This is a genomic window from Streptomyces sp. NPDC047061 (assembly GCF_040643955.1).
Classification (GTDB): domain Bacteria; phylum Actinomycetota; class Actinomycetes; order Streptomycetales; family Streptomycetaceae; genus Streptomyces.
In genome coordinates this window covers 315,998-337,100 of record NZ_JBEYVI010000002.1, presented here as the reverse complement: position 1 = coordinate 337,100, position 21,103 = coordinate 315,998, and the positions used below count along the sequence as shown (strand labels likewise).

The 21,103-nt window shown below is 68.6% G+C and carries 30 protein-coding genes; 2 read left to right on the top strand and 28 right to left on the bottom strand.

The window, feature by feature from the left end; genetic code table 11:
* Positions 1-59: 59 nt before the first annotated feature.
* The 26 genes from map to rpsJ all read right to left on the bottom strand — a co-directional run bounded on the left by map (position 60) and on the right by rpsJ (position 14,931).
* Complete coding sequence (gene map, locus ABZ887_RS05030; RefSeq protein ID WP_361282979.1) at positions 60-896, bottom strand: type I methionyl aminopeptidase; 837 nt, start codon at positions 894-896, stop codon at positions 60-62.
* Between the two features lie 106 nt (positions 897-1,002).
* On the bottom strand, positions 1,003-2,214 hold the full coding sequence (locus tag ABZ887_RS05025; RefSeq protein WP_361282977.1) for a hypothetical protein: 1,212 nt from the start codon (positions 2,212-2,214) through the stop codon (positions 1,003-1,005).
* 173 nt (positions 2,215-2,387) lie between these two features.
* Entirely contained in the window at positions 2,388-2,768 is a 381-nt protein-coding gene (locus ABZ887_RS05020) for a hypothetical protein (protein WP_361282975.1), read from the bottom strand.
* Between the two features lie 230 nt (positions 2,769-2,998).
* The gene (locus ABZ887_RS05015; protein WP_361282973.1) at positions 2,999-3,664 is read right to left on the bottom strand and encodes an adenylate kinase; all 666 of its coding nucleotides are present in this window, start codon (positions 3,662-3,664) and stop codon (positions 2,999-3,001) included.
* Positions 3,664-4,977 carry a preprotein translocase subunit SecY gene (gene secY / locus ABZ887_RS05010; protein ID WP_361282971.1) on the bottom strand — a complete coding sequence of 438 codons (1,314 nt, stop codon included), beginning with the start codon at positions 4,975-4,977 and terminating at the stop codon, positions 3,664-3,666. Before secY ends, ABZ887_RS05015 begins: the two co-directional genes overlap by 1 nt.
* A gap of 189 nt (positions 4,978-5,166) precedes the next feature.
* On the bottom strand, positions 5,167-5,622 hold the full coding sequence (rplO, locus tag ABZ887_RS05005; protein ID WP_352359641.1) for a 50S ribosomal protein L15: 456 nt from the start codon (positions 5,620-5,622) through the stop codon (positions 5,167-5,169).
* 2 nt (positions 5,623-5,624) lie between these two features.
* Positions 5,625-5,807 (bottom strand): 50S ribosomal protein L30, encoded by a 183-nt coding sequence (gene rpmD / locus ABZ887_RS05000; RefSeq protein WP_006376032.1) that lies wholly within the window; start codon positions 5,805-5,807, stop codon positions 5,625-5,627.
* Positions 5,807-6,412 (bottom strand): 30S ribosomal protein S5, encoded by a 606-nt coding sequence (rpsE, locus tag ABZ887_RS04995; RefSeq protein ID WP_016645168.1) that lies wholly within the window; start codon positions 6,410-6,412, stop codon positions 5,807-5,809. The genes rpmD and rpsE overlap by 1 nt, the downstream gene beginning before the upstream one ends.
* A 36-nt stretch (positions 6,413-6,448) precedes the next feature.
* Entirely contained in the window at positions 6,449-6,832 is a 384-nt protein-coding gene (rplR, locus tag ABZ887_RS04990; RefSeq protein WP_089099426.1) for a 50S ribosomal protein L18, read from the bottom strand.
* Between the two features lie 3 nt (positions 6,833-6,835).
* On the bottom strand, positions 6,836-7,375 hold the full coding sequence (gene rplF, locus ABZ887_RS04985) for a 50S ribosomal protein L6 (protein ID WP_089099427.1): 540 nt from the start codon (positions 7,373-7,375) through the stop codon (positions 6,836-6,838).
* 24 nt (positions 7,376-7,399) lie between these two features.
* Positions 7,400-7,798, bottom strand: a complete 399-nt coding sequence (gene rpsH / locus ABZ887_RS04980) for a 30S ribosomal protein S8 (protein WP_089099428.1) — start codon at positions 7,796-7,798, stop codon at positions 7,400-7,402.
* A gap of 213 nt (positions 7,799-8,011) precedes the next feature.
* Positions 8,012-8,197 (bottom strand): type Z 30S ribosomal protein S14, encoded by a 186-nt coding sequence (locus tag ABZ887_RS04975; RefSeq protein ID WP_003948630.1) that lies wholly within the window; start codon positions 8,195-8,197, stop codon positions 8,012-8,014.
* 5 nt (positions 8,198-8,202) lie between these two features.
* A complete protein-coding gene (gene rplE / locus ABZ887_RS04970) occupies positions 8,203-8,760 on the bottom strand; it encodes a 50S ribosomal protein L5 (protein WP_123974794.1) in 558 nt (185 codons plus the stop codon).
* On the bottom strand, positions 8,760-9,083 hold the full coding sequence (gene rplX / locus ABZ887_RS04965; RefSeq protein ID WP_030967306.1) for a 50S ribosomal protein L24: 324 nt from the start codon (positions 9,081-9,083) through the stop codon (positions 8,760-8,762). The genes rplE and rplX overlap by 1 nt, the downstream gene beginning before the upstream one ends.
* 2 nt (positions 9,084-9,085) lie before the next feature.
* The gene (gene rplN, locus ABZ887_RS04960; RefSeq protein ID WP_003992364.1) at positions 9,086-9,454 is read right to left on the bottom strand and encodes a 50S ribosomal protein L14; all 369 of its coding nucleotides are present in this window, start codon (positions 9,452-9,454) and stop codon (positions 9,086-9,088) included.
* A gap of 99 nt (positions 9,455-9,553) precedes the next feature.
* On the bottom strand, positions 9,554-9,841 hold the full coding sequence (rpsQ, locus tag ABZ887_RS04955) for a 30S ribosomal protein S17 (RefSeq protein WP_361282967.1): 288 nt from the start codon (positions 9,839-9,841) through the stop codon (positions 9,554-9,556).
* On the bottom strand, positions 9,841-10,065 hold the full coding sequence (gene rpmC / locus ABZ887_RS04950; RefSeq protein WP_018564811.1) for a 50S ribosomal protein L29: 225 nt from the start codon (positions 10,063-10,065) through the stop codon (positions 9,841-9,843). Before rpmC ends, rpsQ begins: the two co-directional genes overlap by 1 nt.
* Positions 10,065-10,484, bottom strand: a complete 420-nt coding sequence (gene rplP, locus ABZ887_RS04945) for a 50S ribosomal protein L16 (protein ID WP_030788270.1) — start codon at positions 10,482-10,484, stop codon at positions 10,065-10,067. The genes rpmC and rplP overlap by 1 nt, the downstream gene beginning before the upstream one ends.
* A 5-nt stretch (positions 10,485-10,489) precedes the next feature.
* Positions 10,490-11,317, bottom strand: a complete 828-nt coding sequence (gene rpsC / locus ABZ887_RS04940; protein ID WP_093499641.1) for a 30S ribosomal protein S3 — start codon at positions 11,315-11,317, stop codon at positions 10,490-10,492.
* On the bottom strand, positions 11,317-11,664 hold the full coding sequence (rplV, locus tag ABZ887_RS04935; RefSeq protein ID WP_003974262.1) for a 50S ribosomal protein L22: 348 nt from the start codon (positions 11,662-11,664) through the stop codon (positions 11,317-11,319). Before rplV ends, rpsC begins: the two co-directional genes overlap by 1 nt.
* 44 nt (positions 11,665-11,708) lie before the next feature.
* Positions 11,709-11,990, bottom strand: coding sequence for a 30S ribosomal protein S19 (gene rpsS, locus ABZ887_RS04930; RefSeq protein WP_003992359.1), 282 nt, complete (start codon positions 11,988-11,990; stop codon positions 11,709-11,711).
* Between the two features lie 12 nt (positions 11,991-12,002).
* Positions 12,003-12,839 carry a 50S ribosomal protein L2 gene (gene rplB, locus ABZ887_RS04925; RefSeq protein ID WP_041665436.1) on the bottom strand — a complete coding sequence of 279 codons (837 nt, stop codon included), beginning with the start codon at positions 12,837-12,839 and terminating at the stop codon, positions 12,003-12,005.
* Between the two features lie 38 nt (positions 12,840-12,877).
* Positions 12,878-13,297: a 50S ribosomal protein L23 gene (gene rplW, locus ABZ887_RS04920; protein WP_189268840.1), complete on the bottom strand. Its 420-nt coding sequence runs from the start codon at positions 13,295-13,297 to the stop codon at positions 12,878-12,880.
* Positions 13,297-13,953 (bottom strand): 50S ribosomal protein L4, encoded by a 657-nt coding sequence (gene rplD, locus ABZ887_RS04915; protein ID WP_067119432.1) that lies wholly within the window; start codon positions 13,951-13,953, stop codon positions 13,297-13,299. Before rplD ends, rplW begins: the two co-directional genes overlap by 1 nt.
* Positions 13,954-13,961: 8 nt before the next feature.
* On the bottom strand, positions 13,962-14,606 hold the full coding sequence (gene rplC / locus ABZ887_RS04910) for a 50S ribosomal protein L3 (protein ID WP_062706771.1): 645 nt from the start codon (positions 14,604-14,606) through the stop codon (positions 13,962-13,964).
* Positions 14,607-14,622: 16 nt separating this feature from the next.
* The gene (rpsJ, locus tag ABZ887_RS04905) at positions 14,623-14,931 is read right to left on the bottom strand and encodes a 30S ribosomal protein S10 (RefSeq protein WP_003948644.1); all 309 of its coding nucleotides are present in this window, start codon (positions 14,929-14,931) and stop codon (positions 14,623-14,625) included.
* Between the two features lie 536 nt (positions 14,932-15,467).
* Here rpsJ and ABZ887_RS04900 point away from each other — a divergent pair.
* Both ABZ887_RS04900 and ABZ887_RS04895 read left to right on the top strand, forming a co-directional pair.
* The gene (locus tag ABZ887_RS04900; RefSeq protein WP_361282964.1) at positions 15,468-17,120 is read left to right on the top strand and encodes an RNA ligase family protein; all 1,653 of its coding nucleotides are present in this window, start codon (positions 15,468-15,470) and stop codon (positions 17,118-17,120) included.
* Between the two features lie 3 nt (positions 17,121-17,123).
* On the top strand, positions 17,124-19,919 hold the full coding sequence (locus ABZ887_RS04895; RefSeq protein ID WP_361282962.1) for a poly(A) polymerase: 2,796 nt from the start codon (positions 17,124-17,126) through the stop codon (positions 19,917-19,919).
* A 97-nt stretch (positions 19,920-20,016) separates the two neighbouring features.
* Here ABZ887_RS04895 and ABZ887_RS04890 read toward each other — a convergent pair whose 3' ends face one another.
* Positions 20,017-20,607, bottom strand: a complete 591-nt coding sequence (locus ABZ887_RS04890; protein ID WP_361282960.1) for a hypothetical protein — start codon at positions 20,605-20,607, stop codon at positions 20,017-20,019.
* A gap of 28 nt (positions 20,608-20,635) precedes the next feature.
* On the bottom strand, positions 20,636-21,103 hold the full coding sequence (locus ABZ887_RS04885) for a hypothetical protein (RefSeq protein ID WP_361282958.1): 468 nt from the start codon (positions 21,101-21,103) through the stop codon (positions 20,636-20,638).

Here is a 21,103-nt window from a genome sequence, read left to right as displayed (position 1 = left end):
ATGCGGCTCCGCCGCGCGGGCGCGACAAGCCCCCACCGGACCGCAGCGTCGAAAATTGCTCAGCCCAGCGGATCCGGCGCAGCCGTGACCCCGTGCTCGGCCAGCTTCGCCTTCCCCCCGTCGGGAGACGTCAGCACCAGCGGACCCTCCTCGGTCAGCGCAACACTGTGCTCCCAGTGCGACGACCACGTACCGTCCGTCGTGATCACGGTCCAGTCGTCCGACAGGACCTCCGTCCGGGGCGTCCCCAGCGACACCATCGGCTCGATGGCCAGGCAGAACCCGGACACCAGCTTCGGCCCCTTGCCCCGCCGCCGGTCGACGTAGTTCAGCAGGTGCGGGTCCATGTGCATCTCGGTGCCGATGCCGTGGCCGCCGTAGTCCTCGATGATCCCGTACTTGCCGCCGCCCGGCTTCGGCTGGCGGCGGATGTACGTCTCGATCGCCCGCGAGACGTCGACCAGCCGGTTGCCCTGCTTCATCGCCGCGATGCCGGCCCACATCGACTCCTCGGTCACCCGGGAGAGCTCGATCAGCTCCGGAGCGTGACCGGAGCCCACGAAGGCGGTGTAGGCCGCGTCGCCGTGCCAGCCGTCGATGATCGCACCGCAGTCGATGGAGATGATGTCGCCGTCCTTGAGAACGACGTCCTCGGAGGGGATGCCGTGGACGACGACGTCGTTGACGGACGTGCAGATGGTGGCGGGGAAGCCGCCGTAGCCGAGGAAGTTCGGCTTCGCGTTGTGCTCCGCGAGCACCTTGCGCGCGACCTGGTCCAGATCCTTGGTCGTGGCCCCGGGCACCGCTGCCTCACGCGTCGCCGCGTGAATGGCGGCGACGACCAGCCCCGCCTCACGCATCTTGGCGATCTGCTCGGGGGTCTTGATCTGCACCATCAGCTCTGCTTCCTCACGGGTGCGGGTCCTGTTTTGTACACCGCAACAGTACGGCCACCTGGCGGCGCGGCAACACGCGGTCGCGCCGATCACGGCCGCACCCAGGTCAGCGCCGGGTGAACAGCGGGGTCCAGCGGCCTTCGTCCCGCAGATCCGGCGCCCGGAAGCCGGAGAGCGGAGTGACCTTGCCGTCCAGCCCGACCAGGAGCAGCTGGTTGCGGAACTCGCCCTTGCCGGGGCTGCACTGTTCGGGATCGCACCGCCAGGCGATGAGGTGGCTGTCGTCGGCCCAGGCGAGCAGCTGCTGGCCGGGGACCACCGCGGCCCGCCCGCCGGTCCTCGTGTTCCGGATCTCGGAGACGATGTCGTCGCCCTCCCCGACGAAGGCGCCGGTCATGAGGGTTCCGTCAGGGGACCGGATCCCTTCCGGGGAGGACGTACCCGCCTCCTGATCCGGGGCGGGCTTCCTCCTGCCGGTCACGTCGTAGTAGATCGCCTTGTTGCCGCCGGACTCCCACACCAGCTTCCCGTCCCGGCTCCAGGAGAAGTCCTGACGACCTGCGGCGGGGGCTTCGCTCTTCCTGGCCGGCCGCTCGGCGAAGTCCGCCCTGCCGGAGGCGACGTCGATCACGTAGAAGCCGGTGCGGCTCTGCTTCGGTCCCGGGACGGTCTCGTCGTTCCAGCGGTAGGACGCGTCCTTGAACAGACCGTCCGGGTTGAGGCGGTACGCCGTCGCCAGCAGGCGTCCGCCGTCCGGTGAGAACTGCACGCCGCCGACGCTCCGGTCGACCTTGATCCAGCGCCGCACCTTGCCCGTGGCCAGGTCCAGCAGTCCTATCCGGCGGACGGGCAGATCGCGCTCGAGCACCGCCGCGGTCCGCGTCCCGGGGGCGACGTCCAGCCAGGCCCAGTCGGTCTTCTCGTACCGCCCGGTGGTCGTGTCGAGCAGCCGCCACTCGTAGGTGCCGATCGCGTTCCCGTCCGGCTGCTTCACGAGCTTCGCCGTGTAGTACGCCGAGACGGCGGTCCGCCCCGCCGCGATCAGCTCCCGGGGCGGCGACTGGTCCGGGTGCGCCGCCACGTCCTTGGCATCCGGCACACCGGCGGCCCGCTCCTGCGTGTCACCGCCGCGCAGCGCGAGCGGCACCGCGAGCCCCACGGCGACGAGCACCGCGACGGCGGCGGCCACCAGCAGGCGTCGAGGCTTGCGAGGGCGAGGAAGCGGCCGCGGCCGCGGCCGTTCGGCGGATTCCGCTGCTGGTCGCGCCTCGGGAGAGGACGTGGTGAACGCCGCGCGGGCATGCGGGTCGGGAGCCATGCTCGAACCTCCACGGGAAAGACGACGGGGACCGGGATCCGGCCGGTCGGTGTGCGGGACAACGAGGAAGGGGCTGCTCCCGCGATACCGGAGCAGCCCCTCTGCGGTCGATCTCAGCCCACTGGCAGGTGCAGCATCAAGGCGCCTGGGCCGAGAGCGAACTCACCCGCGGTTTACTCGTTGAACCAGTCCGGCGACCAGACGGCAGCGCCGCCCCCGTTCCACCAGACCTCCATCTTGTAGACGGAGAGCTGGCCGATGTTCTCGCCCTTCTTGTCGCAGCCGGAGTCGCCGCCGTCGTCGAGGGTCCACAGCCTCGACGTGATGCCGGCGGAGTTCCGGACCCACAGAGCACCGGTCACCCCGTAGCCGTCGGCCTTGGTGTCGCAGACCGAGAAGACATCGCCGTCGTCGTGGAAGTGCATGTAGCCACGGCTCGACGGAAGGTTGATCTGCTTGTCGCTGTCGGCCTGCGCCGAAGCACTCAGCCCGACCACCAGGGCGGCGGACGCGCCGACCACCATGGCCGCGCGAGCGAGCTTCGAGTTGATCACTGTTCCCCCAACTAGGTTGTGCATCACCGGTGTTGCCGGTGAGGTCGCTGTGAACACTATGTGTCCTGCGGACTTCATGTCCACATCAATTAAGAGTTGGGCATGAATATGACAAGGAACCATGCGATCCGCTTGACGACCTCGTTCGCCCGGCTGTCCGCCGGACCGTGTGCACAAACACGACGGTCGCGGCGCCCCTGAGGGCACCGCGACCGGTCGGACGGCGCGATCTACTTGTTCTCGGCCTTCTCGCGCTTGAGCACCTCGAGCGCCCGCTGCGTGATCTCGTCCACCGGACCCAGGGAGGAGATCGTCACGACCAGACCCTGAGCCTTGTAGTAGTCGATGATCGGCTCGGTCTGCGTGTGGTAGACCTCGAGCCGCGTCCGGACGGTGTCCTCGGAGTCGTCGTCGCGCTGGTACAGCTCGCCGCCGCAGATGTCGCAGACGCCCTCGACCTTCGGCGGGGTGTACGTCACGTGGAAGACGTGGGACGAGTCGTTGCGGCAGATGCGGCGGCCCGCGATCCGCTTGACGACCTCGTCCTCCGAGACCTCCAGGTCGAGCACGGCGTCCAGCTTGATCTTCTCGGTCGTCAGCAGTTCGTCGAGCGCCTCGGCCTGCGAGACGTTGCGCGGGAAACCGTCCAGCAGGAAGCCGTTCACGGCGTCCTCCTGCTCCATGCGGTCCTTGGCCATGGCGATGGTGACCTCGTCGGGGACCAGGTTGCCGGCGTCCATGTAGGACTTCGCGAGTTTCCCGAGCTCCGTCTTCTGGCTGATGTTGGCGCGGAACAGGTCGCCCGTGGAGATATGCGGGATCTGCAGCTCCTTGGCAAGGCGAACGGCTTGCGTTCCCTTACCGGCGCCAGGCGGCCCGACGAGGACGATTCGCATCAGCGGAGGAACCCTTCGTAATTGCGCTGCTGAAGCTGGCTCTCGATCTGCTTCACCGTTTCCAGACCCACACCCACGATGATCAGGATGCTGGTACCACCGAACGGGAAGTTGTTGCTTGCCCCAAAGCCCACCAACGCCATCGTCGGCACGAGAGCGATCAGCCCCAGATACAGCGAACCCGGCCAGGTGATCCGGTTGAGCACGTACGACAGGTACTCAGCGGTCGGTCGGCCAGCCCGGATGCCCGGGATGAAGCCACCATACTTCTTCATGTTGTCGGCGACTTCCTCGGGGTTGAAGGAGATCGCCACGTAGAAGAACGAGAAGAAAACGATCAGCAAGAAGTACATGCTGATGTAAACGGGGTGCGTGCCCTTGGTCAGGTTGGTCTCGATCCACGTCTTCCAGCCCGAGGTACCGCCCGCGAACTGGGCGACCAGTGCCGGGATGTAGAGCAGCGACGAGGCGAAAATGACCGGGATCACACCGGCCTGGTTGACCTTGAGCGGGATGTACGTGGACGTACCGCCGTAGGAACGGCGGCCGATCATGCGCTTCGCGTACTGCACCGGGATGCGGCGCTGGGCCTGCTCGACGAAGACCACCAGCGCGACCATGACCAGGCCCACCGCGATGACCGAGCCGAACTCGATCCAGCCGCCGGCCAGGGTGCCCTGCTTCTTGATGGTCCACAGCGCGGACGGGAAGGTCGCGGCGATCGAGATGAACATCAGGATCGACATGCCGTTGCCGATGCCGCGGTCGGTGATCAGCTCGCCGAGCCACATGACGACGGCCGTACCGGCGGTCATGCAGATGACCATGGTGATCGTGGTGAAGATCGCCTGGTCCGGAACGATGCTGGAGGCGACCGTGCAGCCGGAGAACAGGGCGCCGCTGCGGGCGGTGGCCACCAGGCCGGTGCCCTGCAGGATGGCAAGCGCCACCGTCAGGTAACGGGTGTACTGCGTGATCTTCGCCGTGCCCGCCTGGCCCTCCTTCTTCAGGGCTTCCAGACGCGGGATGACCACGGTCAGCAGCTGAAGGATGATGCTCGCGGTGATGTACGGCATGATGCCGAGCGCGAAGATCGTGATCTGGAGCAGCGCGCCACCGCTGAACATGTTCACAAGACCGAACAGGCCCTGGTTGCCGGACGCCTCGCCGACACACGTCTGGACGGCTTTGTAGTTGACGCCGGGGATCGGGATGTGGGTACCGACCCGGTACACCACGATGATGCCGAGCGTGAAGAGCAGCTTCTTGCGCAGGTCGGGCGTCCTGAACGCCCGGGCGAACGCGGTGAGCACGGTGCCTCCTGCGACCCCCGCGCAACTGCGTCAAGGGTGACGGTCTTGAGGTTCGACGAATGAGAAAAAAGAACAGTGCTGGCCACCTTACCGGCCGCACCGCCCCCCTTGGAACGACCAACCGGGGATACCCCATTGTGAGGTATCCCCGGTCGGGAAATGCTTACGTCATCGAGACGTCCGAAATGATCAGACGAGCTCGGTGACGGTGCCGCCGGCGGCGGTGATCTTCTCCTTGGCGGAGCCGGAGACGGCGTCGACCGTCACCTGCAGCGCCACGGAGACCTCACCCTGGCCGAGGACCTTGACGAGGCTGTTCTTGCGAACGGCACCCTTGGCGACGAGACCCTCGACGGTGACCTCGCCACCCTCCGGGTACAGCGCGGCCAGCTTCTCGAGGTTCACGACCTGGTACTCGGTCTTGAACGGGTTCTTGAAGCCCTTCAGCTTCGGAAGACGCATGTGGAGGGGCATCTGGCCACCCTCGAAGCGCTCCGGAACCTGGTAACGGGCCTTCGTACCCTTGGTACCACGACCGGCCGTCTTACCCTTCGACGCCTCACCACGACCGACACGGGTCTTGGCGGTCTTGGCGCCGGGGGCGGGACGGAGGTTGTGGATCTTGAGCGGGTTGTTCTCCGCCATGATCAGTCGACCTCCTCAACCGTCACGAGGTGGCGGACGGTGTGCACCATGCCGCGGAACTCGGGGCGGTCCTCCTTGACGACCACGGTGTTGATCCCCTTGAGACCAAGGGACCGCAGGGTGTCACGGTGGTTCTGCTTGCTGCCGATGTACGACTTCGTCTGCGTGACCTTGAGGCGAGCCATTACGCACCCGCTCCCGCACGCGCACGAAGCAGAGCCGCGGGGGCGACGTCCTCGAGGGGCAGACCACGGCGGGCCGCGATCTCCTCGGGACGCTGCAGGCCCTTGAGGGCCGCCACGGTCGCGTGCACGATGTTGATCGCGTTGTCGGAGCCCAGGGACTTCGACAGGATGTCGTGAACGCCGGCGCACTCGAGCACGGCACGCACCGGGCCACCGGCGATGACGCCGGTACCGGGGGACGCGGGCTTGAGCAGGACGACGCCGGCAGCCTTCTCACCCTGGATCGGGTGCGGGATGGTGCCCTGGATACGCGGGACCTTGAAGAAGTGCTTCTTGGCCTCCTCAACGCCCTTGGCGATGGCGGCCGGCACCTCCTTGGCCTTGCCGTAACCGACACCCACGGTGCCGTCACCGTCACCCACCACGACGAGCGCGGTGAAGCTGAAGCGACGACCACCCTTCACAACCTTGGCGACGCGGTTGATCGCGACAACGCGCTCAACGTACGCGGTCTTCTCGGCGGCAGCAGCGCCGCCGTCACGGCCCTTCCGGTCCCGCCGCTCGCCGCCACCGGCACCGCCACCGCGGCGCTGGGGTCCAGCCATTGGATTACCTCTCTCTTTCCGCTAGCTACAAGCGGCTCAGAACTTGAGCCCGGCCTCGCGGGCGGCGTCCGCCAGGGCGGCGATGCGCCCGGCGTACTGGTTACCACCACGGTCGAACACCACGGCCTCGACACCGGCGGCCTTGGCGCGCTCGGCGACCAGGGCGCCGACCTGCTTGGCCTGCGCGGACTTGTCACCCTCGCCACCACGGACCGAGGTGTCCAGCGTGGACGCCGACGCCAGGGTGTGACCCTTGATGTCGTCGATCACCTGGGCCACGATGTGGCGGTTCGAGCGGGTAACGACCAGACGGGGACGCTCCGCCGTACCGGAAATGTTCTTACGGATCCGGATGTGACGGCGCTTGATCGCGGCGCGCTTGTAGGCGTCGCCCTTGAGGATCTTCTGTCCGTATGCCATGGCTTACTTACCCGCCTTTCCGACCTTGCGGCGGATGACTTCGCCCTCGTACTTGACGCCCTTGGCCTTGTACGGGTCGGGCTTGCGCAGCTTGCGGATGTTGGCCGCGACCTCGCCGACCTTCTGCTTGTCGATGCCCTCGACCGAGAAACGGGTCGGAGCCTCGACCTTGAAGGTGATGCCCTCGGGGGCCTCGACCAGGATCGGGTGGCTGTAACCGAGCGCGAACTCGAGGTTCGAGCCCTTGGCGGTCACGCGGTAACCGACACCGCTGATCTCGAGCTTCTTCACGTAACCCTGGGTCACGCCGGTGATCATGTTCGCCACCAGCGTGCGGGACAGGCCGTGCAGGGCCTTGCTCTGACGCTCGTCGTTGGGGCGGGTCACCGCGAGAGTGCCGTCCTCGCCCTTGGCGATGTCGATCGGAGCCACGATGGTGTGGGTCAGCTCGCCCTTGGGGCCCTTGACCTGCACCGTGCGGCCGTCGATGGTGACGTCCACGCCGGCGGGAACCGCGATGGGGAGCTTGCCGATACGCGACATAGCTGTTTCCTCCGTTCCCTTCTGCTACCAGACGTAGGCGAGGACTTCCCCGCCTACGCCCTTCTTGCCGGCCTGCTTGTCGGTGAGGAGACCGTGCGACGTGGAGATGATCGCCACGCCGAGGCCGCCCAGCACCTTCGGCAGGGAGGTGGACTTCGCGTACACCCGGAGACCGGGCTTGGAGATCCGCTTGATGCCCGCGATGGAGCGCTCACGGTTGGGACCGAACTTCAGGTCCAGGACGAGGTTCTTGCCGACCTCGGCGTCCTCGACCTTCCAGCCCGTGATGAAGCCCTCCTGCTGGAGGATCTCCGCGATGTGAGACTTGATCTTGGACGCCGGCATCGTCACGGAGTCGTGGTACGCCGAGTTCGCGTTCCGCAGACGCGTCAGCATGTCTGCGATCGGATCAGTCATGGTCATGAATTGGCCTGTGGCCTCTCTCGCCGGGGTTTCCTGGTGCGCCATCCCTCTCCCCGATCCGAGACGGGACGGGTGCGGCGCGGTGGACCTACGGCGTAGTAAGTCGTACGGGCGACTGTCAGGCGCCCAACCCTCCAAGCCTAAGCCATGGAAGGGAGGGCGCCTGACACGCCCATTGCTTACCGAGAGCCCTGAGAATCCCTAAAAGGGGGATTACCAGGAGCTCTTGGTCACGCCCGGCAGCTCGCCACGGTGAGCCATCTCACGAAGGCACACGCGGCACAGGCCGAACTTGCGGTACACGGAGTGCGGACGGCCGCAGCGCTGGCAGCGCGTGTAGCCACGCACACCGAACTTGGGCTTGCGGGCGGCCTTGGCAATCAGAGCCTTCTTCGCCATCTCGCTCACGCCTCCTTGAACGGGAAGCCGAGGTGACGAAGGAGCGCGCGGCCCTCAGCGTCGTTGGTCGCCGTGGTCACCACGGTGATGTCCATACCCCGGGTACGGTCGATCTTGTCCTGGTCGATCTCGTGGAACATGACCTGCTCCGTGAGACCGAAGGTGTAGTTGCCACGGCCGTCGAACTGCTTGGGGGACAGACCACGGAAGTCGCGGATGCGCGGCAGCGCGAGCGACAGGGTGCGGTCCAGGAACTCCCACATGCGGTCGCCACGGAGCGTGACGTGGGCACCGATCGGCTGGCCCTCACGCAGCTTGAACTGCGCGATGGACTTGCGGGCCTTGGTGACCTGCGGCTTCTGGCCGGTGATCGTGGTGAGGTCGCGGATGGCGCCCTCGATCAGCTTGGAGTCGCGGGCGGCGTCGCCCACACCCATGTTGACCACGATCTTGACGAGGCCGGGGATCTGCATGACGTTCTCGTACTTGAACTCGTCACGCATCTTGCCCGCGATCTCCTCGCGGTACTTCAGCTTCAGACGCGGAGCAGTGGTGGTAGCCATCAGATGTCCTCACCCGTCCGCTTGGCAACGCGGATCTTGTTGCCTTCGTCGTCGAAGCGGTAACCGACACGCGTGACGACCTTGTTGCCGTCCTTCTCAACGACCAGCTGGACGTTGGAGACGTGGACGGGCGCCTCGGTCGTGACGATGCCGCCGGCCTGCGAACCGCGAGCGGTCGGACCGGCCTTGGTGTGCTTCTTGACCCGGTTGACACCCTCGACCAGGACACGGTCCTCGCGGGGGTAGGCCGCGATGACCTTGCCCTGCTTGCCCTTGTCCTTACCGGTGATGACCTGGACCAGGTCGCCCTTCTTGATCTTCATGCTTACAGCACCTCCGGAGCCAGCGAGATGATCTTCATGAACTTCTTCTCGCGCAGCTCACGGCCGACCGGGCCGAAGATACGGGTGCCACGAGGGTCGCCGTCGTTCTTGAGAATGACAGCGGCGTTCTCGTCGAAGCGGATGTACGAGCCGTCCGGACGGCGGCGCTCCTTGACGGTGCGAACGATGACCGCCTTGATGACGTCACCCTTCTTCACGTTGCCGCCGGGGATCGCGTCCTTGACGGTGGCGACGATGACGTCACCGATGCCCGCGTAGCGGCGACCGGAGCCACCGAGCACACGGATGCAAAGGATCTCCTTCGCACCAGTGTTGTCGGCGACACGCAGTCGCGACTCCTGCTGGATCACGTCTATCTCCTGTTTGTCTGCCGGTTCCCCGGGGGCCGTTCAGCGGAACGGCCCCCGGAGCCTGGCGGAACTGTCCTGCGAGGGGTGCCCCGCAGGAAATTACTTGGCCTTCTCGAGGATCTCGACGACGCGCCAGCGCTTGGTCGCCGACAGCGGACGGGTCTCCATCAGGAGAACCCGGTCGCCGACGCCGGCAGCGTTCTGCTCGTCGTGCGCCTTGAGCTTGTTCGTACGGCGGATGACCTTGCCGTACAGCGCGTGCTTGACGCGGTCCTCGACGGCGACGACGACGGTCTTGTCCATCTTGTCGCTGACGACGAGACCCTCACGGGTCTTGCGGAAGCTGTCCCGCGTCTCGTTCTTCTCAGTCACGTTGCTCTCGCTCATCAGGCGTTCTCCACCGTTTCGATGCCCAGCTCACGCTCGCGCATCAGGGTGTAGATCCGCGCGATGTCCTTGCGGACCGCCTTCAGACGGCCGTGGTTCTCGAGCTGACCCGTCGCCGCCTGGAAGCGGAGGTTGAACAGCTCTTCCTTGGCCTCGCGGAGCTTGCCAAGAAGCTCCTCGTTGCCCAGCTCGCGCAGCTCGGACGCCTTGGTACCGGCCGACATCACGCTTCACCTGCCTCGCGCTTGACGATCCGGCACTTCATCGGCAGCTTGTGGGCTGCGCGAGTCAGGGCCTCACGGGCGATCTTCTCGTTGGGGTAGGACAGCTCGAACATGACCCGGCCCGGGTGCACGTTCGCGATCCACCACTCCGGAGAACCCTTACCGGAACCCATGCGGGTCTCGGCAGGCTTCTTCGTCAGCGGGCGGTCCGGGTAGATGTTGATCCAGACCTTGCCGCCACGCTTGATGTGGCGGGTCATCGCGATACGGGCCGCCTCGATCTGGCGGTTGGTCACGTACGCCGGCGTGAGGGCCTGGATGCCGTACTCGCCGAACGCGACCGTCGTACCGCCCTTGGCCTCACCGCGACGCTTCGGGTGGTGCTGCTTGCGGTGCTTGACCCTACGGGGGATCAGCATGTCGGTCAGGCCTCCGTTCCGGTGCTCTCAGCAGCCGGAGCGGCAGCGGCCTCGGCCTGGGGGGCCTCGGCAGCGGGAGCCTGCTGCGGCTTGCGACCGCGCCGCTCGCCACCACGGCCACCACGGGCCGGGCGGTCACCAGCGCCACCACCACGGGCCGGGCGGTTGCCGGCGCGGGCTGCGGCGTTCTCGGCGCGGACCTCGGCGATGTTCTTGACGTCGCCCTTGTAGATCCAGACCTTCACACCGATACGGCCGAAGGTCGTCTTGGCCTCGAAGAAGCCGTAGTCCACGTTCGCGCGGAGCGTGTGCAGGGGCACGCGGCCCTCGCGGTAGAACTCCGAGCGGGACATCTCGGCGCCGCCGAGGCGGCCACCGCACTGGATCTTGATGCCCTTGGCGCCGGCCTTCATCGCCGACTGCATGCTCTTGCGCATGGCACGGCGGAAGGAGACGCGGGAGGAGAGCTGCTCGGCAACGGCCTGCGCAACCAGCTGAGCGTCGGTCTCGGGGTTCTTGACCTCGAGGATGTTCAGCTGGACCTGCTTGCCCGTGAGCTTCTCGAGGTCGCCGCGGATGCGGTCGGCCTCGGCGCCACGGCGGCCGATGACGATGCCCGGACGAGCGGTGTGGATGTCCACCCGCACGCGGTCACGGGTGCGCTCGATCTCCACCTTCGAGATACCGGCGCGCTCCATGCCGGACGTCATCATCCGACGGATGGCGACGTCTTCCTTGACGTAGTCCTTGTACAGCTTGTCGGCGTACCAACGCGACTTGAAGTCGGTCGTGACACCGAGCCGGAACCCATGCGGGTTTACCTTCTGGCCCATTACCGGGTTCCTTCCTTGCTGCTGACGACCACGGTGATGTGGCTGGTCCGCTTGCGGATCCGGTAGGCACGGCCCTGGGCGCGCGGCCGGAACCGCTTCAGGGTCGGACCCTCGTCGACGTACGCCTCGGAGATGAAGAGGCTGTCGGCGTCGGTGTGGTCGTAGTTGTGCGCGGCGTTGGCGATGGCGCTGTCGAGCACCTTGCCGACCGGCACGGAGGCTGCCTGCGGAGCGAATCGCAGAACAGCCTGAGCCTCCGTGGCGTCCATGCCACGGATCAGGTCCACCACGCGGCGGGCCTTCATGGGCGTGACGCGGATGTACCGCGCCTGGGCCCTGGCTTCCATGGTTGTCCCTCTCAGTTACTTACGTGTCTGAATGCGATCCGCTGCTAGCGGCGCTTCGACTTCCGGTCGTCCTTGACGTGGCCCCGGAAGGTGCGGGTCGGCGAGAACTCGCCGAGCTTGTGGCCGACCATCGACTCGGTGACGAACACCGGGATGTGGGTCTTGCCGTTGTGCACCGCGAGGGTGTGACCCAGCATGGCCGGGACGATCATCGAGCGGCGGGACCAGGTCTTGATGACGTTCTTGGTGCCGGCTTCGTTCTGGGCGTCCACCTTCTTGATCAGGTGGTCGTCGACGAAGGGCCCCTTCTTCAAGCTACGAGGCATCTCAACCAGTCCTTAACGCTTCTTGTTCGTCTTGCGGCGGCGGACGATGTACTTGTTCGACGCCTTCTTGGGCGAACGAGTACGACCTTCCTTCTTGCCCCACGGGGACACGGGGTGACGACCACCGGACGTCCGGCCCTCACCACCACCGTGCGGGTGGTCGACCGGGTTCATGACGACACCACGGACGGTCGGGCGAACGCCCAGCCACCGCTTGCGGCCGGCCTTGCCCCAGTTGATGTTCGACTGCTCGGCGTTGCCGACCTCACCGACGGTGGCGCGGCAGCGCGCGTCCACCATGCGGATCTCGCCGGACGGCATACGGAGGGTCGCCATGGCGCCCTCACGCGCGAGCAGCTGCACCGAGGCACCCGCGGAGCGGGCGAACTTGGCGCCACCGCCGGGACGGAGCTCGATCGCGTGGATCGTGGTACCGACCGGGATGTTGCGGAGGGCCAGGTTGTTGCCCGGCTTGATGTCGGCCCCGGGACCGTTCTCCACGGTGTCGCCCTGCTGCAGGTTGCGCGGGGCGAGGATGTAGCGCTTCTCGCCGTCCGCGTAGTGCAGCAGCGCGATGCGCGCGGTGCGGTTGGGGTCGTACTCGATGTGCGCGACCTTCGCCGGCACGCCGTCCTTGTCGTGACGACGGAAGTCGATCACTCGGTAGGCGCGCTTGTGTCCGCCACCCTGGTGGCGAACGGTCACACGACCGGCGTTGTTACGGCCGCCCTTGCTGTGCAGCGGGCGGACCAGCGACTTCTCCGGCGTGGACCGCGTGACCTCGACGAAGTCGGCGACGCTGGCGCCACGACGGCCCGGCGTAGTCGGCTTGTACTTGCGGATTCCCATTTCTCAGTCCTCGTCCGATATCGGACGATCCGACCCGCTTACGCGGTCGGACCGCCGAAGATGTCGATACGGTCGCCCTCGGCGAGGGTCACGATCGCGCGCTTGGAGCCCGCGCGCTGACCGAAACCGGTCTTGGTGCGCTTGCGCTTGCCCTGGCGGTTGAGGGTGTTGACCCCGGTGACCTTGACCGAGAAGACCGCCTGGACGGCCTGCTTGATCTGGGTCTTGTTGGCGCCCGGGGCGACGACGAACGTGTACTTGTTCTCGTCCAGGAGCGCGTAGCTCTTCTCCGAGACGACCGGCTTCAGCAGCACGTCACGGGGGTCCGTGTACGACTTGCTGATCGGCGTCTCGACGGTGTTCTTGCCCTCGGCCTCGTGGCGGCGCGCCTTGGCGACGCGCGCGGCCTTGGCGGCCTTGGCGGCCTTCGAGGCGATGCTCGGGTGGCGGGTAGCCATCAGACCTCGGTCCCTTCGGTGTCGTTGGCCTTCGGGCCGGCGACGAAGGACTCGAAGGCGGCCTGGGTGAAGACCACGTCGTCCGAGACGATCACGTCGTACGTGTTCAGCTGGCCCGGCTCCAGGATGTGGACCTGGGGCAGGTTGCGGGCGGACAGCCACGCGGCCTCGTCGGCACGGTCGATGACCAGGAGCAGGTTCTTGCGCTCCGAGATCTTGCCGAACAGCGTGCGAGCGGCCTTGGTGCTGGGGTTCTCGCCCTCGATCACGCCGGTGACGACGTGGATGCGGTTGTGGCGCGCCCGGTCGGTGAGGGCGTGACGCAGAGCGGCAGCCTTCATCTTCTTCGGGGTGCGCTGCGAGTAGTCACGCGGCTGCGGGCCGTGGACGACGCCACCGCCGGCGAACTGCGGCGCGCGGGTCGAGCCCTGACGGGCGCGGCCGGTGCCCTTCTGGCGGTAAGGCTTCTTGCCACCACCACGGACCTCGCCACGGGTCTTCGTCTTGTGCGTGCCCTGGCGGGCGGCCGCGTTCTGCGCGACGACGACCTGGTGGATCAGCGGGATGCTGACCTTCTCCACGCCGAAGATCTCCGCGGGGAGCTCGACGCTACCGGTCTTCTCGCCGGCAGGCGAAAGGATGTCAACAGTGCTCATCGGTTACCTCAGGCCCCCTTGGCCGCGGTGCGGACCAGGACGAGGCCGCCGTTCGGACCGGGAACCGCGCCCTTGATGAGCAGCAGACCCTTCTCCGCGTCAACGGCGTGGACGGTCAGGTTCTGGGTGGTGACACGCTCGTTGCCCATGCGACCCGCCATGCGGAGGCCCTTGAACACGCGGCCCGGGGTGGCGCAGCCACCGATGGAACCGGGCGAGCGGTGCTTGCGCTGGGTGCCGTGACCGGCGCCGAGGCCCTTGAAGTTGTGACGCTTCATGACACCGGCGAAGCCCTTGCCCTTGCTCTTGCCGGTGACGTCGACCTTCACGCCGGCCTCGAAGACCTCGGCGGTGACTTCCTGACCGAGGGTGTACTCGGAGGCGTCGGCCGTACGGATCTCGACAAGGTGACGGCGGGGGGTGACGTCGGCCTTCGCGAAGTGGCCCTTGAGGGGCTTGTTCACCTTGCGCGGGTCGATCTCGCCGAAGGCGATCTGGACCGACTCGTAGCCGTCGACGTCGTTGGTACGGACCTGGGTGACGACGTTGGGGCCGGCCTTGACGACGGTGACCGGAACAACACGGTTGTTCTCGTCCCACACCTGCGTCATGCCGAGCTTCTCGCCCAGGATGCCCTTGATCTGCTTAGCCATTCTCAGATCACCGGCCTCAGAGCTTGATCTCGATGTCGACACCGGCCGGGAGGTCGAGTCGCATCAGGGAGTCAACGGTCTTCGGCGTCGGGTCGAGGATGTCGATCAGGCGCTTGTGGGTGCGCATCTCGAAGTGCTCGCGCGAGTCCTTGTACTTGTGCGGCGACTTGATGACGCAGTACACGTTCTTCTCAGTGGGCAGCGGCACCGGGCCCGCGACCGACGCACCAGTGCGGGTCACCGTCTCGACGATCTTCTTCGCCGAGGAGTCGATGACCTCGTGGTCGTAGGCCTTGAGCCGGATGCGGATCTTCTGTCCCGCCATGGCTACTCAGTAGTCCTGTCTTTGCACGCTCTGGAACCCGGCGGTTCCGCCATCCTTCTCCGACCCACGCGGTCGGGTGTGTCGCGCTCTCGCCGACACAGATGCCCCTTGTTCGAACATCCCTGCTGGGAAAGCACGGCCCTTCCGGAACCGCAAGCCGGGGGCGGAAGGCCCACCGGGTGCCTGGCCGGTGCCGCACCGCACTTCCCGAAAGATTCCCGTACGTCCGCCCCAGTGCTGCCGTAGTGGCAGTTAGGACGACGAGTACTGTGGGACTCGCTTCCGGTCCTCCCGGCGGGAGGCGCGCAGCATCAACACTCGACCGAGCAACTCCGACAGTCTGCCATAGAGGGCGGGGGGCTGGCCAATCGGGCCGGGGAGCTTACCCCCGGAGTGACGCAGGTCAAACCCGGCCTCTCCCCAGCGGCGTCCGCGAGGGCCTCGGCCGATCCCGGCCGCACCGTAATCCGCTCGCCCGCCGCCACCCCCACCCCTACGCTGAGCAGGCACAACAGCTGTCACGGGGGACGTTCACCATGCGTACGCACTATCCACGGACCCGGCATCTGCCCTGGTCGCCCGGCGCGACCGCCGATGATCTCCGGGTCACCGACCTGTCCGGCCTGCGCGGCCGCGAGGTCGTGGTGACCGAGAAGCTCGACGGCGAGAACACCACACTTTATGCCGACGGCCTGCACGCCCGTTCGCTTGACTCGGCCCCTCACCCCTCCCGCACCTGGGTCAAGGCGCTCCAAGCCCGGATCGGCCACGCCGTCCCGGAGGGGTGGCGGGTGTGCGGGGAGAACATGTTCGCCCGGCACTCGATCGCGTACGACGACCTGGAGAGCTACTTCTACGGCTTCTCGGTCTGGGACGCGGAGGGCCGCTGCCTGGACTGGGACCGGACGGTGGTCTTCCTGCGCGGGCTGGGCGTTCCCGTTCCCAGGGTGCTGTGGCGAGGCGTGTTCGACGAGCGGGCGCTGCATGCTCTGCGGCTGGATCCCGGCCGGCAGGAGGGATACGTCGTCCGGGTCGCGGACGGGTTCGGCGCGCAGGAGTTCGGGGAACGCGTGGCCAAGTGGGTGCGGGCGGGACACGTACAGACAGATACGCACTGGATGCACGCGGCCGTCGTCGCGAACGGGCTCGGGGCCGGGGCGGCCCTGTGGGCGGTGCGATCGGGAGCGGCCGTCGACGCGCGGGCGCTGGCGGAGGCCGCGGGGCTGCCCGGCGAGGGGGACGCACGGGCCGTCGACCGCTTCGATCCGGCGGGGCGGTCCGGGGACGACCTGCTGGCCGGTGCCCTGGCCGCGCTGCTGCACGGAGTGCGGCGGGGGCGGCTGGCGGCACGGCTCGCCACGGTGGCGGGCATACCGCTCGCCCGCCGGGTCGCCGACCTCGTGGGGCTGCACCCGGCGCTGCACCTGCCGTTTCCGGACGGAGACCGGCGGGCCGGTCTGGTGCGCCTGTCGTACGCCGCCGACCTGGGTCTGCTGCATGCGGTCGCCCGGGCCACCGCGGACACGGACGAGGCACGCGAGCAGGTGGAGTGGTCGGCGCTGCACGCCGAGGACGTGCGGAGCCCAGGGCTGCGGGAGGTGTTCGCAGAACTGCCGGCCGACACGGCCGCCCGGTGCCGGGCCGAGGCCCGGGAGGCGTACGCGCTGGGGCGGATCGGCGGTGCCGACGAGGCCGTCGCGGCAACCTGGCGCTGGCGGTCCGGCGCGTTCCCGAAGCTGGTCCAGACGGTCGGTCCGGCCGGCAGCGGCAAGAGCACCTTCGCACGGGGGCTCCCGGGCGTGGACGCGTACGTCTCCCTGGACGACCTGCGCGAGGCGCGCGGCTCACGCGCCGACCAGCGGGCCAACGGCGAGGTCCTCCGCGAGGGGCTCGGCCGGCTGGACCGGGCCCTGGCCGGCGGCGGGACCGCGGTGTGGGACGCCACGTCCCTCACCAAGCAGCAGCGCGCGCTGGTGCACGGGATCGCCCACCGCCATGACGCCCTGATCACGCACGCCGTGGTCCTGGTCGACGAGGACGAGCTGGTACGGCGCAACACCCGCCGCGAGCACCCGGTGCCGCCCGACGTGCTCACCGGCCAGCTGCGGCGCTTCGCCCCGCCGTATCCGGGCGACGCCCATCGCACCTGGTACATCGGGGCGAGCGGGACCGTCGAGGAAGAGGTCTGACGCGTGCGTACGAGCGAGGAGATCTATCACCGGGTGCGCTGGGACGCGCGTTTCGACCCGGCCCGCTTCGTCCTCGGCGTCCTCCAGCGCGGCGCGGCGCCGAAGCGTGTCCCGCTGCCCGCGTTCGTGCCCGGGGGCGAGATCCCCTGGCACCGGGTGCTGTTCATCGAGGCCGACGGCGAGGTGGTGTGGGACCGGGCCACGGGGGCGGACCGGATCGACGCGACGGAGGCGGGGCGGGTTCGCGAGGCCCGGCTGCTCCGGGCGCCGTTCTTCACGGCCCGTACGCCGTACGCGTGGGACGGCGCGGGCTGGGGGCCCGCGCCCTCTCGACGCGGGGACTCGTCCGGCGGTGTGCGGGGATCCGGCGGTGTGCGGGTACTGACCTGGAACACGCTCTGGGACCGGTACGACGCCGACCGCATCGACAGTGCCCGGCGCAGGCCTCTGCTGGTGCGGGCCCTGCGCGACGCGGACGTGGACGTGATCGCGTTGCAGGAGGTCGAGGCGGAACTCCTCGTCCTGCTGCTGGGCGAGGAGTGGGTGCGGGCGGGCTGGACGCTGGGCACGGACCCACGAGGGCGGGACGTCGACGCGTGCGGTCTGCTGCTCCTGAGCCGGCTGCCCGTCATCGAGGCCGCGCACCATGAACTGGGCCCGTACAAGGCGGTGACCGCCCTGGTCGTGGAGGCGGGCGGACGGCCCGTGGTCGTCGCGGCGACCCATCTGAGCAGCGACCACTCGGAGAACGGCGCCGGCCGGCGCACGGCGGAACTCACCCGCATCGCCGAGGGCCTGGCGGGCGTGGACGCCGAGCTGCTCCTGCTGGGCGACTTCAACGACGGCGGCCACACGCCGCAGGTGACGCTGGGCCTGCGGGACGCGTGGAGCGAGGTGCACGGCGCCGACGACACGACCCCGACCTTCGACCCGGGCGGCAATCCGCTGGCCGCGATCTCCTCGCTGACCGGCCGGGCCTCGCGGCTGGACCGGGTGCTGCTGCGCGGGGAGGGGCTGCGGGTACGGAGCGCCGAACTCCGCGGTGACGTGCCGTCGGCGGAGGGGACGTACGTCTCCGATCACTACGGCGTCCTGGCCGAACTCACGGTGGGCGCTGCGGAGGCGGACGCCCTGGAGTCCCTCGCCGAAGGACCGACGCCCCGTACGGCGCTGGCGTGGCTCCCGCCCGAGGAGCTGTGGGCCCCGCTGCAGGAGATCCGCCGGGACCACGACCCGCAGATCCACCGCTGGCCCCCGCATGTGAACCTGCTCTTCGGATTCGTACCGGAACACGCCTTCGAACGGGCGGCGGCCGTGCTCGCGACGGCCGCCACCGCTCCCTTCGACGCCCGGCTGGAGGGGGTGCAGTGGTTCGGCCACCGGGACGACGCGACCGTCTGGCTCGACCCCGCGGCCGCGGGTGAGGAGCCCTGGGCCGACCTGCACCGCACGCTGCTGCGCCACTTCCCCCGGTGCGGCGGCCGCCACCCGGGCTTCACCCCGCACCTCAGCCTGGGCCGCACCACCGACCCGAACACCCTGGCCACCGCCTGCGCGGCCCGGCTCGCCCCGATGCCGGTCCGGGTCGGCGAGCTGGCACTGCTTTCGCGGCGCGGGGACGAGCCGATGCGGGTGCGGGCCACGGTGACGCTGGGAACGGGCGAGGTGCGGTGGGCGGAGGAGGCCGCGCAGGGCGGGGCCCAGGACATGGCGCGGGTGGCCGAGGAGATCGCCCGTCGCGTCGAGGACGCGCTCCCCGACGCCGTCGTACACGTCGTCGGCTCCCGGCGTATGGGCTGCGCGCTGCCCGGTGCGGACCTGGACCTGGTGGCGGTGCTGCCCGGCACGGTCGGACTCCCCGCCGTACGGGCACGGTTGGCCGCCGCTCTCCCCGAGGCGACGGGTGTGCGGGAGGTGGTCGGGGCCCGCGTACCCGGTCTGCGGTTGCGGATCGACGGGCTGGACGTGGACCTGGTCGTGGTCACCACGGGATCGACGGACCCCGCGGAGGCGGTTGTGCGCCGGACCGAGCTGGGCGAGGAGGCCGCGATCGCGCTCAGTGCGGTGAGCGACGCCGACGCGCTGCTGGCCTCGGTGGGCGGTCACGGGGTTGCCTTCACCCGGCTGGCCACGCAGGTCAAGGCATGGGCGAAGGCCCGGGGCCTGGACTCGGCACCGTTCGGAGGCATACCGGGCCTGGCCTGGTCCGTCCTGGCCGCCCGCACCACGGCCGAGGCCGGCGACCTCGCGCCGGGCGATCTCCTACGGCACTTCTTCGCGACGTGGGCGGCCTGGGACTGGCGGGAGCCGGTCGGCCGGACAGGCGAGCGAGCCCAGCCCCTCCTCCCCCTCACCATCACGACACCCTCCGCCCCCGTACGCCCCTGCACCGACCAGGTGACGGCGGGCATGCGTGACCTGGTCGTCCAAGAGCTTTTCCGGGCCTGGGAGTTGCTGGAAGCGACCACGGACCCCTGCCCACCGGCCGAGTTCCTCGCCCCTCCCCCGCTCCACCGCCGCCACGCGGCCTGGGCGGTCCTCACGGTGGGCCCGGGCGCGGACGAGGGCCGGGTGAGGGGCAGAATGCGAGCCCTCGTCACCGACCTCTCGACGTCGGTCCCCGACTGCCACGCCTGGCCCCGCCCCTTCACCGCGAACCCGGTCCGCTATGCCATCGGCCTGGGCTTTGCCCCGCCGACCGCCGACCGGCTCACGGCTCTGGCGGAACGCCGACTGCGCGGTCTGACCGGCGTCACGCTGACCCGAACCGAAGGAGGCGGGATACCGACCCTGCGCTGACGCTCCGCGTCCGACAGGGCGTGCTCAGAAGCCCCGAGGGACACCGAACCGGCGTGGATGACGCGGCTCCCGGACCGGTCCCCGCCGATCGGGCGCGTCAGAATCCCCAGGGGTCGCGATGAGGCTTGACTGCGGGGTCTTCGGACCAGGTCGGACGGGCCTCGATCTGGTCCCCGGTGAGCCCGAGGAGCCGATCGACTGCCCAGCCGTTCCATTGGACGGCGCGAGGGAACTGCGGCAGCCGAAAGGCGGGCAGCCCGGTCGGCAGTACCTCGGGACGGTACACGGGCTTCTTGATCTCGCCGTTCCGCTTCGGCTTGGACGACCTGCGCACATCAAGGCAGTCGACCACCTGGTCGACGAGGTACAGGACGTAGTCGTCGTCCTTGCCGTTGCGGATCTCGACGGGGACCAGGCTCCCGGCCGACAGCAGTTCGTCCCCGAACCCCTCGGCCAGACGGCGGCTGAGCACGGGCGCTCCGGGACTGCCGCTGGGGAACTCGCTCCTGGGCGCGGAGTCGTCCATCCATTCGGCACGCAGCCGGGTCTGCCGGTCCGCTTCGTCCCTGCTCCGCTGCCACCGCATGAGCCTGCTTTGGTCGGCACCGTCCAGACGCAGCGTCTCGTAGTCGCCCAGGCTCGGCAGGAGCCGGTAGACCGCCGGATTCCGCTGCGACACATCAGACATCGCGCCAGTACTCACCGCACGCCCCAGTTCATGAAACGACGGCGTCGACCCTCACCGGGAGTTCCGTGTCGTCCTGGACCGCACCAACGAGCAGCAACCGGCGTCCCAGGCCCCAGGCCCGCTGCTCGATGTAGTCGATGCCCACCGTCTGGCCACCGTCCAGTCGGGCGAGGCGCCCGGCAAGGACACCAGTCTCCACCTCGTGTGCGATCCGTCCGACCACCTGCGCGGACTCGTCGTACAGCGCTTCCAACGCGTCGAAGCCGGCCTCCTCGTTGACCTCGCGCTCCCACAGGGTGACAGCGAGGCGCACCTGCGGGGCGTCCCCCTCAATGCCCGCCAGGAGGTCGTTCTTGCGCCAGACACGCGGGAACGCGGCACCCGGCACTTGGCGCGCCACGCCCCAGCCCAGCCGTTCCAGGACGACACCGACCCTCTCTCCCGTCAGGCTCTCGTCGTCGGCCAGGAGCTCCAGAACTGCAACGACCTCGTCCAC

What these genes read in the sequence shown, in the direction of transcription:
- rpmD (WP_006376032.1), bottom strand. Translation starts at nt 5,807, where the DNA reads ATGGCTCGCCTCAAGGTCACGCAGACGAAGTCGTACATCGGCAGCAAG.
- ABZ887_RS04975 (WP_003948630.1), bottom strand. Translation starts at nt 8,197, where the DNA reads ATGGCGAAGAAGGCTCTGATTGCCAAGGCCGCCCGCAAGCCCAAGTTC.
- rpsC (WP_093499641.1), bottom strand. Translation starts at nt 11,317, where the DNA reads ATGGGCCAGAAGGTAAACCCGCATGGGTTCCGGCTCGGTGTCACGACC.
- rplE (WP_123974794.1), bottom strand. Translation starts at nt 8,760, where the DNA reads ATGGCTACCACCACTGCTCCGCGTCTGAAGCTGAAGTACCGCGAGGAG.
- rplX (WP_030967306.1), bottom strand. Translation starts at nt 9,083, where the DNA reads ATGAAGATCAAGAAGGGCGACCTGGTCCAGGTCATCACCGGTAAGGAC.
- rpsS (WP_003992359.1), bottom strand. Translation starts at nt 11,990, where the DNA reads ATGCCTCGTAGCTTGAAGAAGGGGCCCTTCGTCGACGACCACCTGATC.
- rpsQ (WP_361282967.1), bottom strand. Translation starts at nt 9,841, where the DNA reads ATGAGCGAGAGCAACGTGACTGAGAAGAACGAGACGCGGGACAGCTTC.
- rplD (WP_067119432.1), bottom strand. Translation starts at nt 13,953, where the DNA reads ATGAGCACTGTTGACATCCTTTCGCCTGCCGGCGAGAAGACCGGTAGC.
- rpsH (WP_089099428.1), bottom strand. Translation starts at nt 7,798, where the DNA reads ATGACCATGACTGATCCGATCGCAGACATGCTGACGCGTCTGCGGAAC.
- rplP (WP_030788270.1), bottom strand. Translation starts at nt 10,484, where the DNA reads ATGCTGATCCCCCGTAGGGTCAAGCACCGCAAGCAGCACCACCCGAAG.
- ABZ887_RS04900 (WP_361282964.1), top strand. Translation starts at nt 15,468, where the DNA reads ATGCGTACGCACTATCCACGGACCCGGCATCTGCCCTGGTCGCCCGGC.
- map (WP_361282979.1), bottom strand. Translation starts at nt 896, where the DNA reads ATGGTGCAGATCAAGACCCCCGAGCAGATCGCCAAGATGCGTGAGGCG.
- ABZ887_RS05015 (WP_361282973.1), bottom strand. Translation starts at nt 3,664, where the DNA reads ATGCGAATCGTCCTCGTCGGGCCGCCTGGCGCCGGTAAGGGAACGCAA.
- rplC (WP_062706771.1), bottom strand. Translation starts at nt 14,606, where the DNA reads ATGGCTAAGCAGATCAAGGGCATCCTGGGCGAGAAGCTCGGCATGACG.
- rpsE (WP_016645168.1), bottom strand. Translation starts at nt 6,412, where the DNA reads ATGGCTGGACCCCAGCGCCGCGGTGGCGGTGCCGGTGGCGGCGAGCGG.
- rplV (WP_003974262.1), bottom strand. Translation starts at nt 11,664, where the DNA reads ATGGAAGCCAGGGCCCAGGCGCGGTACATCCGCGTCACGCCCATGAAG.
- rplF (WP_089099427.1), bottom strand. Translation starts at nt 7,375, where the DNA reads ATGTCGCGTATCGGCAAGCTCCCCATCGCGGTTCCCGCCGGCGTGGAC.
- rplW (WP_189268840.1), bottom strand. Translation starts at nt 13,297, where the DNA reads ATGGCTACCCGCCACCCGAGCATCGCCTCGAAGGCCGCCAAGGCCGCC.
- rplB (WP_041665436.1), bottom strand. Translation starts at nt 12,839, where the DNA reads ATGGGAATCCGCAAGTACAAGCCGACTACGCCGGGCCGTCGTGGCGCC.
- rpmC (WP_018564811.1), bottom strand. Translation starts at nt 10,065, where the DNA reads ATGTCGGCCGGTACCAAGGCGTCCGAGCTGCGCGAGCTGGGCAACGAG.
- rplR (WP_089099426.1), bottom strand. Translation starts at nt 6,832, where the DNA reads ATGGCATACGGACAGAAGATCCTCAAGGGCGACGCCTACAAGCGCGCC.
- ABZ887_RS05025 (WP_361282977.1), bottom strand. Translation starts at nt 2,214, where the DNA reads ATGGCTCCCGACCCGCATGCCCGCGCGGCGTTCACCACGTCCTCTCCC.
- ABZ887_RS04890 (WP_361282960.1), bottom strand. Translation starts at nt 20,607, where the DNA reads ATGTCTGATGTGTCGCAGCGGAATCCGGCGGTCTACCGGCTCCTGCCG.
- rplO (WP_352359641.1), bottom strand. Translation starts at nt 5,622, where the DNA reads ATGGCGGAGAACAACCCGCTCAAGATCCACAACCTCCGTCCCGCCCCC.
- rpsJ (WP_003948644.1), bottom strand. Translation starts at nt 14,931, where the DNA reads ATGGCGGGACAGAAGATCCGCATCCGGCTCAAGGCCTACGACCACGAG.